At 58.9% G+C, this 12,071-nt stretch carries 11 protein-coding genes, 1 tRNA gene and 1 pseudogene; 8 read left to right on the forward strand and 5 right to left on the reverse strand.

What is annotated here, in order from left to right; translation table 11 throughout:
* The 3 genes from DMP11_RS08160 to DMP11_RS08170 all read left to right on the forward strand — a co-directional run.
* Positions 1-440: sulfite exporter TauE/SafE family protein (locus tag DMP11_RS08160; RefSeq protein WP_148041120.1), on the forward strand; the 440-nt coding region annotated here is incomplete at its 5' end.
* A gap of 3 nt (positions 441-443) precedes the next feature.
* Entirely contained in the window at positions 444-1,889 is a 1,446-nt protein-coding gene (locus DMP11_RS08165) for a histidine kinase (protein ID WP_123186004.1), read from the forward strand.
* A gap of 131 nt (positions 1,890-2,020) precedes the next feature.
* The gene (locus DMP11_RS08170; protein ID WP_123186005.1) at positions 2,021-3,193 is read left to right on the forward strand and encodes a hypothetical protein; all 1,173 of its coding nucleotides are present in this window, start codon (positions 2,021-2,023) and stop codon (positions 3,191-3,193) included.
* Between the two features lie 763 nt (positions 3,194-3,956).
* Here the strand turns inward: DMP11_RS08170 and DMP11_RS08175 are convergent.
* From DMP11_RS08175 to DMP11_RS08185, 3 genes are all read right to left on the reverse strand, one after another.
* Positions 3,957-4,043: transfer RNA gene (locus tag DMP11_RS08175), tRNA-Leu, on the reverse strand.
* Between the two features lie 316 nt (positions 4,044-4,359).
* Positions 4,360-5,883 (reverse strand): RyR domain-containing protein, encoded by a 1,524-nt coding sequence (locus DMP11_RS08180; RefSeq protein WP_161555338.1) that lies wholly within the window; start codon positions 5,881-5,883, stop codon positions 4,360-4,362.
* Between the two features lie 107 nt (positions 5,884-5,990).
* Positions 5,991-8,309 (reverse strand): TIR domain-containing protein, encoded by a 2,319-nt coding sequence (locus tag DMP11_RS08185; RefSeq protein ID WP_161555339.1) that lies wholly within the window; start codon positions 8,307-8,309, stop codon positions 5,991-5,993.
* Between DMP11_RS08185 and DMP11_RS10320 the strand changes: the two genes are divergently transcribed.
* On the forward strand, positions 8,289-8,651 hold the full coding sequence (locus DMP11_RS10320) for a hypothetical protein (protein WP_161555340.1): 363 nt from the start codon (positions 8,289-8,291) through the stop codon (positions 8,649-8,651). The two genes, DMP11_RS08185 and DMP11_RS10320, sit on opposite strands and share 21 nt — an antisense overlap.
* Positions 8,652-8,841: 190 nt before the next feature.
* Here the strand turns inward: DMP11_RS10320 and DMP11_RS08190 are convergent, their stop codons facing one another.
* Positions 8,842-10,146: a HipA domain-containing protein gene (locus DMP11_RS08190; protein ID WP_123186008.1), complete on the reverse strand. Its 1,305-nt coding sequence runs from the start codon at positions 10,144-10,146 to the stop codon at positions 8,842-8,844.
* Complete coding sequence (locus DMP11_RS08195) at positions 10,143-10,355, reverse strand: type II toxin-antitoxin system Y4mF family antitoxin (RefSeq protein WP_214647086.1); 213 nt, start codon at positions 10,353-10,355, stop codon at positions 10,143-10,145. Before DMP11_RS08195 ends, DMP11_RS08190 begins: the two co-directional genes overlap by 4 nt.
* A gap of 147 nt (positions 10,356-10,502) precedes the next feature.
* Between DMP11_RS08195 and DMP11_RS10715 the strand changes: the two are divergent.
* The 4 genes and pseudogenes from DMP11_RS10715 to DMP11_RS08215 all read left to right on the forward strand — a co-directional run.
* Positions 10,503-10,619, forward strand: a pseudogene (locus tag DMP11_RS10715) (Ltp family lipoprotein); the annotation flags it as partial.
* A gap of 224 nt (positions 10,620-10,843) precedes the next feature.
* Positions 10,844-11,263: a hypothetical protein gene (locus DMP11_RS08205; protein ID WP_123186011.1), complete on the forward strand. Its 420-nt coding sequence runs from the start codon at positions 10,844-10,846 to the stop codon at positions 11,261-11,263.
* A 161-nt stretch (positions 11,264-11,424) separates the two neighbouring features.
* Positions 11,425-11,712: a nucleotidyltransferase family protein gene (locus DMP11_RS08210; protein WP_211236193.1), complete on the forward strand. Its 288-nt coding sequence runs from the start codon at positions 11,425-11,427 to the stop codon at positions 11,710-11,712.
* The gene (locus tag DMP11_RS08215) at positions 11,709-12,059 is read left to right on the forward strand and encodes a HepT-like ribonuclease domain-containing protein (protein ID WP_123186012.1); all 351 of its coding nucleotides are present in this window, start codon (positions 11,709-11,711) and stop codon (positions 12,057-12,059) included. The genes DMP11_RS08210 and DMP11_RS08215 overlap by 4 nt, the downstream gene beginning before the upstream one ends.
* Positions 12,060-12,071 lie beyond the last annotated feature (12 nt).

Here is a 12,071-nt window from a genome sequence, read left to right on the forward strand (position 1 = left end):
CATCCGCGCCCGCCCCCTCCGCCCCTGCGGCCGACTCCCTCACCCAAAGCGACTTCGCCCCCAACTTCCCCCTGGTGGCCAAAGGCGCCCTCATCGGCCTGTGCGCCGGTGTGATGAGCGGCTACGTGGGCGTGGGAGGCGGCTTCATCATGGTGCCCATGATGTTGCAGATTCTGAAAGCCCCCATGCGGCTGGTGTCCGGCACGTCGCTGATTGCCGTGTTTATTCTGGCGCTGCCGTCGGTGGTGTACCAAGCGCTGCTGGGCAACGTGGCCTGGGTGGCCGGCATTTCGCTGGCGGTGGGGTCTATGCCGGGCGCCGTTATTGGTGCTAAAGTGCTGCCATGGATGCCGGAGCGGGCGTTACGCCTGATGTTCGGTGGGTTTTTGCTGGTAGTGGCCGCGCTGATGGTGGTCAACCAATTGGGTGTTTGGGGTTAGGGCATGGCTGAAATTCTGAAGAATTACCGCGACGCGGAGTACGCGCAGAAGCGTTTCCCCCGCTCGTTCACGTTGGAAATGCTCACTTTCACGGTGTCGGCGCTGGCGGCGCTGGCTATGATCTGGATGTTGTTCTCGCCGCAGGTCTCCATCCCTGCTGTGGTGATTGCCGGCGTGGTGTTCACCTTGTCCATCGTCATCGTCATTCGCCTGGTGATGGACCCCGATTCGGTGCGCGCCCATCAGTCAGAAGAGGTGCTGGTGGTGGCCAGCTGCATGCTGGGCTACATGAAGGACGGCATGAACCAGCAGGCGGCGCAGCAAATCTGCAATCTGCTGCTGCCCTCCACCTCCGCCATCGCCGTGTCCATTACCGATTGCGAAAAGGTGCTGGGCTACACCGGCGTTGAGGCTTTTGAGAACCCGGTGGGCGGCCCTATCCGCACTTCCGCCACGTACGACGCCATCGAAGAGGGTGAAACCTACGTACTCTACACCGCTGAAGAAATTGGCTTCCCCGATACGAAAACCCAGGTGAATGCCGCAATCATCGTGCCGTTGAAGGTGGGCGGCGCCGTGGACGGCACCCTGAAGTTCTACTACCGCAGCGGCAAGAAGATCACCGAAACCCAAAAGTCCATCGCCGAGGGTTTCGGCCTCATGCTGTCCAGCCAGATGGCCGCCGCCGAGTACGAAGAGCAGCGCAAGCTGGCCACGGCCATGGAGCTGAAAATGCTGCAGAGCCAGATCAACCCGCATTTCCTGTTCAACACCATCAACACCATCGCCTCACTCATCCGCACCAACCCCGCCAAAGCCCGCGTGTTGCTGCGCGACTTCGCCGTGTTCTACCGCTCCACGCTGGAGGATTCTTCCGACCGCATTCTGCTGGAGCGCGAACTGCAGCAAACCCAGCGCTACTTCTCGTTTGAAGTGGCCCGTTTCGGCGAAGACCGGCTGGAGCTGAAGGTGAACCAGACCGACGATTTCAGCTCCATGATGGTGCCGCCGTTTATTGTGCAGCCCATCGCCGAGAACGCGGTGAAGCACGCCATGCCTTCGGAGGGGAAGCTGACCGTGAGCATCTCGGCCCAAATCGACGGCGACGACGTGATTGTGGTGGTGGAAGACGACGGCGTGGGCATGAGTCAGGAGGCGTGCGAGAGCATCATGCACCCGGAGTCATCCACGGGGTTGGGCATTGCCGTGAAGAACGTGCACGACCGCATGAAGGGATTTTTCGGCCCAGATGCCAGCATGCAGGTGGACAGCCAGTTGGGGGAGGGCACGCGCGTGACGCTGCGGTTCCCCGGGTGCGCCCAAAGGGCGTCGCAGAGCCAGGGGGCCGAGGACGCGCTGGAGGCCATGGTGCAGAAAGACCGCGCCGGCGAAGATGTGCTGCGGCGCCCGCTGGAACTGGCGCTGGAGGACATCGCGCCGGCTTTGTAGGGCCTGCGTTGCTGTGCCGCCCTGGCGCCGCCGTGCATTCAGGCGCGTTATGGTTACATCCCACTATTTAGAGTTTGCTTCTGGTATGATGCACACCATATGTGGTTTCTTTGCGTGAGAACGGTGATCCTGTGATCGATTTCTTGTCCTCTCCTTTTTCCCTGGTCAGTGTTGGCTTGGGAGTTCTGGCCGTAGCCATCATCGGCATGGTGGCATGGGTGCTTTCCATCGACCGCCGCACGCGCGGCATGGTGGACAGCCTTGAACAGGAGCGGCGCAAAGTGGCCGAGATGCAGGTGTTCTTGAGCCGGCGCGGTAATGATGGGGCTCGTCGCAGCCCGCGGGCGCCCCAGTCGGGCGCTGCGGTAGGGGCCCGGGCGGCTGGCGGCGAAGGTGCCGCAGCGGCAGGGCGGCCCCAGGCGGCAGCGGCGCCGGCCGGCGAACAGGCTGCGCAGCGGCCGGTGGCTCCTGCGGCCGGGCAGCGCATGGGCGGCCAGCCAGTGCCGGGCCAGGCCTCCGGCGGGCAGGCGATGGGGGGCCGGCCCATGGGGGCTCCGGTGGCGGCCCAGCCGATGCCCGGGCAGGCAGCTGCTGGTACGCCCATGGGCTCTGCGCCTGCTGGCCAGGCGGGCGCGCGGACTGCGGCCCAGGCTCAACAGCCGACACAAGGCAAGCAGCGGGGCCGCGGTGGCCGCGGTGCCATCAATGTTCCCTATGGAGTAGATCAAACCGGTGGCGCCGGTTATGCGGGGCTCGATCCGCGCAGTGAGGCCCAGGTCCGTGCGGCCCAGGCGGCGCGGGTGCGTCAGCAAGCGGCCCGCGAAGCCCAGATGCGTGCGGCCCAGCAGCAGGCGGCGGCCGCTCCGGCTGCTGGTTACGGCGCTGCTGCGGCAGCGGCCGGATACACGGTGGCGGCTCGCGGCGGAGTTGCGGCGGGGCGGCCGGCGGCGCAGGCTGCAGCCCAGGCCGCGGCCCAGCAGGCCTATCATCCGGCTCCTTCCCAGGGGGGCTACAGCGGGGCGGCTAGCCCGTCGGTGCAAACCCCCGGCGGCGTGCACTATGTGCCTTCCGACCCCAACTACCATGCGGCCCCGGCAGAGCCTCGCGTGAAGGCGCGCCCCGCCCACCCCGATAACTTCGACGGTATGGTGGACTCCTTCGACGCTCATAGCCAAGAGGGCGGCTACCCCGGCCAGGTTCCCTACGACCAGCGCATGGCCGATCGTCCGAAAAATCCGGTGGAGGGCAAGCGCTCCATGCCTTGGAGCAACGCCTCCGAACCCCGAGGCCGCCACGCCCGCTAAAGCGCACCAGCGAGTGAGGCAAAGGGACAGCCCTAATGACTCATGCGCATGAGTCATTAGGGCTGTCCCTTTGCCTCAATTACTTTGCCTCATTAGCCGGGCCCTCGCCTTCGCCGGGCCCCTCTGTCTCACTCCTCGCCGTGGACGGCCCCCCACCTTCGTAGGGCAGAGATTCTCATCGAGCTCAACGCCGCCGCGCCGGCTGCCATCCATACCCCCGTTCGTGGGGCAGAGATTCTATCTCTGCCGCTTTCTTTGCGAAGCAAAAGGCGGCGATTCCCAAAAAGTTTGAAAAAGTTAACAAAAGGGTTTACAAAGGTGTTAACTATGGTAAACTTCGCCTTGTCAGAAAGACGGACATGGTTCTGACGCCTTGAAAATCTGCGGACCCGAGCTCTCTCCTCTTAATCGGGTCCAAAGTCAACACGGCACGATGAGCTGGCCAGCCATCCTGGTTTCCCTCCTCTCTCCTCTTCCTGGGTATCCTGGCGGCGTCATCGGCAACAAAGAGCGAGCCAACCCCCGGCTCGCTTTTCTTTTGCGCCCCTGCCTGCTCTTCAGTTCGCCAAACCGGATGCCTCTTCCCCGCAAGAGCCAGTGGGCCCGATAGAAGCCGGAGAGAGGACTCGCCTCTGTGGGCGCAGTTCGACAAGGGCGGCTCGGAATAAAGGCCACTTTTGACGCGAAACTGAAGGTAGCTGTCAAAACAGGGCGTTTTTCAGAGGAGAAATAAAAAATCGCCTGGCGGCGATTTGTAAGTAAGTGGTGCGGGCGAGAGGACTTGAACCTCCATGGGGTTGCCCCCATACGGACCTGAACCGTACGCGTCTGCCAATTCCGCCACGCCCGCATGCGTGGCTCTCCTTGAAGAGCGTTGTTAATAATACCCAACCCTGTCGCGTGTGGCAAGAAGTTTTTTGCGGCAGGGAAGAAATTTGCGTCAGCGCGCCGTCGCAACCCGCCGATAAGCCGCAGCCTCGCAGCCCCCACCTTCTCGATGGTGCCTGGGGGCATCCGGAGGCTTCAGGCGAGGGAAGCATCTTCGCCATATAGGCGAGTATCTTCGCCAAATTGGTGAAAATGGCGAAGATACTTATGGTGCCGCGGGTGCGGCCATGCGCGGGCAAGGGATTAGCTGCGGAAGGCACGCCGAGGGGGCAAAGGCGCTAGCGCACTACTGCGAGGTTGACGCTGGCTAGTAGGCTGGGGATGCTGCGCACCGCCGAGCGATTCCATTCTTTGGCGCGGTCGGGAAGCTCCTCCCAGGGCACGATGTAAGGGCTCTCCTTGAGGATGGTGTTCTTGGCGGGCCCGTAGTGCCAGCCGGCCTTTTGCCGTTCCCGCAGCCAGCGGCGGTGTTCAAGGATGGCAAGGCACTCCACCTCGCTGGCGGTGAATGCGCTCACGCAGCGGTCGGGGTAGCAGCTGCCGGCGGGCAGTACTTCGTATCCCAGCGTTTCCAGCTTTTTGTGAATGCTGCTGATGTAGGCGATGGAGGAATTCCGCAGATCGGTTGGAAGGCTGGCGAATGTGGCGTACTCCATGTCGGTCTGCGAAGCGATGCGATCGGCGGTGTAGCGCATGAACGAGGTTTGGGCCAGTTCGGTAATGACATCGGTTTTGCCCGCGTAGCCGTCCTTCGCCAGCAGCGCAGGCGAATCTACCAGTAGGGGTCGAGCGCTGGCGGGGCCGTACAGTGCGCACACCAAGATGTTCCAAATTAGCTGCTCTTTGCTGATGAGCCAGCTGGGCAGCGCATCGCCGTAGTCTTCGCTCTCGAAGTTGGGGTATGTTTCCCGGGCCGTTTGCACCAGCGCGATGATCTGGGGAATGTCCAGCTCGCTCAAGGGAGACGGCTCGCTCGAAAGGTCGCGATGGTAGGCGTCCAGCGCCTCAAGGCACGAATCGAGGAAGTAGTCGCAGGCCGATTCGCAGAACCCCAGCTCCAGAAAGCGCTGGTGAAGCGCATTCACGAGGTTTTCCATCACGCGGCTGTCGTTCCACCAAGCGCCGCTGACCAGCGGAATTCGGTCCTGCAGGCACCAAGCGGATAGGATGTCGAACAGCGCTTGCAGCGAGCCGTTTACCCCCAGCGCTTCGTAGTCGGCGGCTTCGCGCTCCATGCTGCGCACAATCTCGTCCAGCGCCTCCAAAGAGCGCTGGGAAGCATGGGGGCGAAGTTCGTCGATGGCCCGCTTCAGGTCGGGCAGGGGGCCTTTGCCAGTGCGGGAGCGCTCGTGCGATCCGCGGCGATGGTTCAGCGCGAAGGGCGGGCAAAACCGCTCGAAGATGGCCACTGTTTCAGTGGGGGAGAGCGTGTTCAGCTTCAGGGTGTGAGCGGTCCAAACGGAGACGGCCTGCAGGCAGGCGCGGGCGTCGTCAGGTGTGTCGCACGCGGCCACGATGCGATTTTCGTAGGCGGCGCACCAGTAGTTGGCGTTGAAGAGCAACCGGTCGACGGCCGATTGAGTGCCCCTGCGCAGGCCAATGCTGTCGGCGGACTCCACTGCGCAGGGATCGGCGTCCGCCATTGGGCCATCCTCGTTGAAGGTGAAGGACTGATAGGCGGAAATGGCCACCTTCACCAATTCGATGGGCTTCATGTCGCCATTGCGCTTGGCTAGTTCGTGCTCAAGGGCACGTTGCACGGCCTCGGCGGGATTCGTTGCCCGTGACCTGGCTTTTCTCATGGCTGGCCGTTTCCTCCTGCATGGGTTTGCGCCCGTTGGCGAAGCTAGTTTTCCATCAAGAAGCATGATAAACGTTGGCGCTCCACTCATTGGGCAATGGGACGGGGCTAAGCGCGGCCGAGGAAATAATTGCCCATCTCGATAAGCTCGTCGAGGGTGCATTCAACGAATTCGGTGTTTTCGTAAGTGGGCAGGAACTGATAGCAAACGATGCGGTTGGGCTGGTCTGCAGCATGAATGAAGGCGACGGGGTTTCCAGTGCCTCTGGAGAAGCAGATGTCGGCAAAGTCGACGATATAGGGTGTGGCAAACGCGCTTTGGTCGCTGATTGTGGTAACCGAATACATGGGAGAAAGGATGTCGATGGTGCCGTCATTTAAAACCACGACATAGGCCCATTGGTCTTCTTCGACGAAGCAAAATGCAGCGTTTTCGATGGAGCTGCCAAAGGTATGTTGATAGGTAGCTTCGCCGGTGTTCGCATCAACTGCAAGGATGGTTGAACCTGCGGCTATAAGCAAAAGATGCTCGCCGGGCTCTTTAATGATGTCACATATGCGAGGTGGGTTGATGGCGGAGTAGAGATTGCCGTTTCGGTGCATGTAGGTGAACTGGTAAGTGTCTTCATGGGTCCAGAGTTGTTTGTCTGGAGTAGGGTCGGCATGCACTGCACCAATAGAGAAAGGAAGGCTGGCTGCATCGTTTTTCTCGGACTGGTCGGTCGCGGTATAAAACAGATCGCCGTCAAGCCATATCATGCTGGTCATCGTCTGTCCCGCAAAGCTTATCGAGGAAGCCTGCCCGCTTTCAAAGTCAAAAGAATAGAGAGTGGACCCCATGAAGGCATAGGCGGCCGAAGAATCATCGTTGAGGCAGCGGGCGTAAAAACCACTCAGGTCGGGAGGCAGGATTTGAGGCTGCGAATCCTGAAGGAGGATGTCTTTCATAATAAGAGTTTGATTTGGATACCAGAAGCCAGAGAAATCGCGGGCAACAAGGCAGGCGCTTTCGTCCTCTAGTCCTATTCGCCAGGCGTAAAGCCCGTCTTCCATCCGCTGAAATATGCAGGAGGCACCGTCGGAACCGGATGCCGCTGTGCAGAGTGCGTACATATCTTCGAAAGATTTGAGCGTATCTGCGTCAGGGGGCGCCATGGCCGAGAGATCCCCTGATCCCCTGCGGTTTGCCATCAGCAGCCCCACGGGACCGAAGGGCTCGATGAACCAATCTAGCCTGGGGTCGCTCAGCGTTTGATCGGCAAATGCTTTGGGCTTCACTGTTGTGAGTTCTTCTCCAGTATGGTCGTTGAAGACGGAAACCGTACCCGATTTGTCGAGCAGGGCAACCCACCGATTGTCCCCGCTAAGCGCCCAATCGATGATGTCGTCTTCCATATCGATGGAGTACAGGGGGACCCATCGTTGGTTTGGATCGGGGTTAGCGGCCAAGACTTTTTCGAGGGCCGCTTGTGCTTCGGGGACCAGAGGGCGGCTGCCATCGCTTTCGGAGGAGGGCAGTGCGCGCAGGGCCGTTTCGATGGCCTGCCTGCGATCGCCTTCGGCAAAAAGGCTGAGCGCTTGGGCGGCGAGGGACTTTGACTCTTCGATGAGCGCGGTTTGGTAGGCGCTGTAGGACTGGAAAGCCAATGCGCCGATGAGGGCCACGATGGCCGCGGCCGAGCCGAGGGCCGCGGCGATGCGGCGGTGCTTCCGAGCGCGCTGGCGCTGCTTCAGGTCGTCGTAGTTCAGGCCGGCCACAGCGGCGATGGTGCGCAGCAATTCCGCCTTCTGCGGCTGCGGGCTTTTGGGGCGCAGGTCGGCTGCGAGGGGGCTGGCGGGCATCTCGCGCATCACGCCGCTTGTGTCGGCGGTCAGTTTCGATTTCAAAAGGGGAGGGATGCTTTCGCTTGAGCTGCCGTCGGCCAGTACGCAGAAGATGCGCTCGCGGCCGTGGAGCTGGGCGAACATCTCGATTTCCCGCTGCACCCAGGCGCTTTCGTTCGCCTCGGGTGAGCAGATAACCACCAGCGCGCGGGATTGCGCCAGCGCGTCCCGAATGCTTTGGGGCAGTGAGTGTGTGGCGGCCAGCTCGTCTTGATCGCGGAAGCACTTTCCCAGCGGGGCGCCGGGTTTGGGCCAGGAGGTTGTGGCGCTGGCACCGGAGGAGCTGCTGGAGGAGTCTGGGGCGTCGGTGGCCGCATCTGGGCTGGCCAGCGTTTCACGTGAAATATGCCGAGGGAGCCGGAAGGTCTCGATGGCGCGCTGCACCTGCTTGGCCACTTGCGCATCGCGCGGGATGTGGCGATAGCTGATGAAGGCCGCATAGCGAAAATCCGCCGCCTCCGACGCGTCAGCGCAACGCGCTCCGCAACGAGGGCAAAAAGCCGCATCGTCGGGCAGTGCGTTATGGCAGGTCAAGCATTCCATGCAGGGGATTATACCTTGCTGCGGATGCGAGTTCTTCTTGCGATGGGCGGTTGTCCGGGCGGCACCCTCCTTCTCCATAGTGCCGCTATCCTGAAGCCGTCTCAAAACGCGCTCGACGGTTCGTTCGCTGACATATCACTACAGATTGCGATTATTCAATATGATGTGCTTGGAAGCACCGGCGGGGAAGGGGGGAACCCTGTTTTTGCTGGCCTGTTGCTGATTTTAATCCTTGCCCCAATCATCATTCTGCCAATTGGTGTCATTGCGGACGTCGTCTCCAGAAGAAGGAGGCGAAAGGCTATGCGCATGTGTGACTGGCTGGAGCAGGAAGAGGGATAGCTGAAGGACCGTGAGCCATTATCGGTAGCAACGTTAAGGAAACTTCACGACTCGTTGTGTGGCCTAGCTTCTAAAGGAGAGCCATGGAACAGTTCCTGGACATGTTGTTCATCCTCAAGGCAAAGGCTTCGGAACTGCCTGGCCAAATAGCCCTTTTCCTGCTGAGCGCGAACGGCGCTAGGGCTTTCCGCTAGGAGCACGTGACGCCTATTCTGTCTATCTGGGCTCTTGCAAATTCGACTATCTCCTGAACCTTTCCAAGAGGACGGTTGAGCGCATTTTCGAGGGCTACAGCTTCTGCATCCATTGCCGCGGATATATGAGAGCAAACCTCATCTACGAGACTCGCCATAGCCCTTGGAGATAGGGAGAGTTCCTTCGCCAAGGCCAAGAAGTCCTCCATCGATACTGTATCGATTTTATTCGTTTCGCCTATACGCATTGCCATATGACGGTCGAGACCTTTGTATATCACGGTTGACGCAATGTCGTAGGCGGGTGCCAGGCGGAATTGGCGCCAGTCTCCTCCGCGCAAGGCGGTGAGGTTTTTAAGATGCCCATCGCAGTTGCCCACAATGGCGTTGACAATCAACATGCGAACAAATTGATCCATATCACCCAAGGGATCCAACGAGTTGGTCAGAATGGCCTCCCTGACCAGTCTTGCATATTGTTGGCCTGGTTTCTCGTACTTCTGCTCAGGCAGCTTCCCCAGAACTTGGCAAAAATCCTCTTGGTGCAGTCGAACAACTCGGGGGCTCTTTTCGACCTGCGGCATCTTTTCGTGCGTGGAGAACTCTCTGTCAAAGCGCTTAGTCACATAAATGGCGTCTTCTCCAAGAATATCGATCGTGGAATCCGCCGTTCGAAGCCCGGCGCACTTTGCGAGGATGAGGCAAAAGTGCTCGTTTTCGCTCAACTGTTCGAACCGCCTGTTGGGAGCCTTCACGATATGAGTGGAAGCTGCTCCCTCCATGGGGATGGCGTAAGAGATACTGCCGCTTCGCTTTTCTGCATAAAGGCCCATTTTCGACTGTGCTCCTGCAAGCGAAAGCTTCGCCTCTTCTTGAAGCTCGGCAATCCCACCGGCGCCCTTTCCCATCGTTTCGTGCAAGCTTTCACGCGAGATGGGTATGTAATGGCCATCGGATTCCGCCGCGTCTTCACTGTCGCTCAGGATTACCGCTCCAATACACTCGGTGCCCAGTGCTTTCAAAACTTTAAGGTAGGAGGTACTTTTCACTTCAAGAGCACGTGCAACTGCGGCCAGAGCAGTTCCCTCGGGAAGCAGGTTGCGAAAGAAGGCACGAGTGGGCCGGGCTGGGAATGTACCGACGGAAAAGGGCAGTGCCACAGACAAGGGACACTGGGGGAAGGAATCCAGGAACTGCGAGCTATAGGTAAATTGCTCCTCCTTGCCGGGCACGGTCTGGAGGGCACCTACAAGGTGGCGGGTGCCATCGATCTCGCCAAAAACGTGCAGTTCCAAAATCAACCTCGCTCTTTAAGATCGATAGTCAGTCCCACCATGTTGGCTACGCGCAGGGCTTTTTCCAGCTGAGTGGTTTCTTTCCCGTTCTCCAACTGCGAGACAAACATGACGCCTACGCCGCACGCATCGGCCAGTTGCGCCTGAGTGTAGCCGAGCTTCTTTCGTCTAGTTCGAATTGCAGACCCAAAATCTTTGGCGGTCAGCACGCTCACGAGTACCTCCATTCGTTATCGCGTTCGCGATAATAGCATAGGATTTAGCTGCAATTATCGCGAGCGCGATAATATAACCGGAAGTTCAAAGAAATGTCGCGAACGGAATAATTATGTAAGCGCCGTGCCCCACGGGCTAGGCCGAAGGCAAAAGATTACATGGACCTAAAGCCCTTCTCCCGTTCAGGGCTCATTAAGCAGCTCGAATTTGAGGGGTTCACTCATGAGCAGGCAGTAGCCGGAGCGGATTCAGTAGGGCTGTAGCGGCGCAAGCAGTGAGGCTGGAAGAGGGCGGGCGGTGTGCGTTATGGCAGGTCAAGCATTCCATGCAGGGGATTATACCCTGCATGGAATGCGCGCAACTCGTGGTTTGGCGACCAGGCCCACTCTAGTCAAAGCAGGGGCACCCTATTGGGCAATGGGGTTACTGCCGATGCGTATCATCTCCCTATCGAGACGGTTAAAAGAGAAAGAGGTCAGGTGGAACGATGATAAATGCTAGAAGAGTTTTTTTATGGATTGAGCTAGGGCTGTTTGTACTCTTGGGACTTGTGCTTCCTCTTGCGGCCTGCATTTTCTATTTTCCCGGCGAGGCTATCTATAAGTTCATATCCATCTGCATGCTTGGCCTTCCCTACCTTTTTCACCTTGAAACTGCACCATTTTTTGTCTGGTTTTGGTTGTCGGCTGGTGCCATATGTGTTTTGATCAAATTGCTTATCATGGAGGATGACGAGGAGATAACGGCAGGGGGAGCTGCACTTGCGGGCTTCGGAGTGATTATCGCCTTCTTTGTCCTGTATGTCGTGATAGTATTTGCCCTCGTGGCCCTCTATTCTCTTGATATTGATACCTCCTCCGCTTTGGGTGCCCTTGCCTATAGCATATCGGGATTCACTGGCTTTTAGATAGCACAGCCCCGGCTCTACTACGCACAGTACGCCGACAATTTGGGCTAATCTAACAGGGCCGTAGCAGTCGATGCCGCGGCGGCCCCTGGGCGGCCGCAGTTTCCCCGATATGCTAGAATCGTCTTGCAAAAGGCGTCAATGCAAGAAGGAGGGGTGCTGTGGTTCTGACTCAAGATGAGATACGGGACATTGTTTTGCCCCTTCTCGATCGCTACGACATGAAGAGCGCTTCTCTTTTTGGCTCCTATGCACGAGGCGACGCCGATGAGGATTCAGACATTGACGTGCTCCTGGTGGGCAACGAAGGGTTCCGCCCGTTGGGTATTTTTGGTCTGGCCGAGGAACTCCATAGGCAGTCGGGAAAAGCGGTTGACGTATACGAGCAGTCGGAGCTTTCTCCGGGCCCCTTCAGAGATGCGGTATACAAAGAGCTGGTGTTGCTATGAAGACAGACATTTATCGTCTTGAACGCGTGTCTGCTATAGGTCATCAGCTTCTTTCGGTTGTTGCGCAGGAGGGCATTAACCAGGAAGCGATCATGGAGGATTTTAAGCTCCAGTGGATGGTCGCTACTCCTCTATTCGATATTGGCGAGCAGGTGAACTGTTTGTCCGATGAATTGATTGCTTCTTATGCGGACCAGCCGTGGTCTAGCATTGCTGGTCTTAGGCATCGCCTGGTGCACAATTACGAGGGAACCAATTGGCGAATGATTGGTGCCGTGATTGAGCAGGAGCTTCCCCTGTTTATCGCTCGAGTTGACGAGATTCTGCAGGAGCTTCGTTCGGCGTAATGGGGAAGCTCG

The sequence above is a fragment of the Parvibacter caecicola genome (assembly GCF_003725335.1).
GTDB classification, from domain to species: Bacteria; Actinomycetota; Coriobacteriia; order Coriobacteriales; family Eggerthellaceae; genus Parvibacter; species Parvibacter caecicola.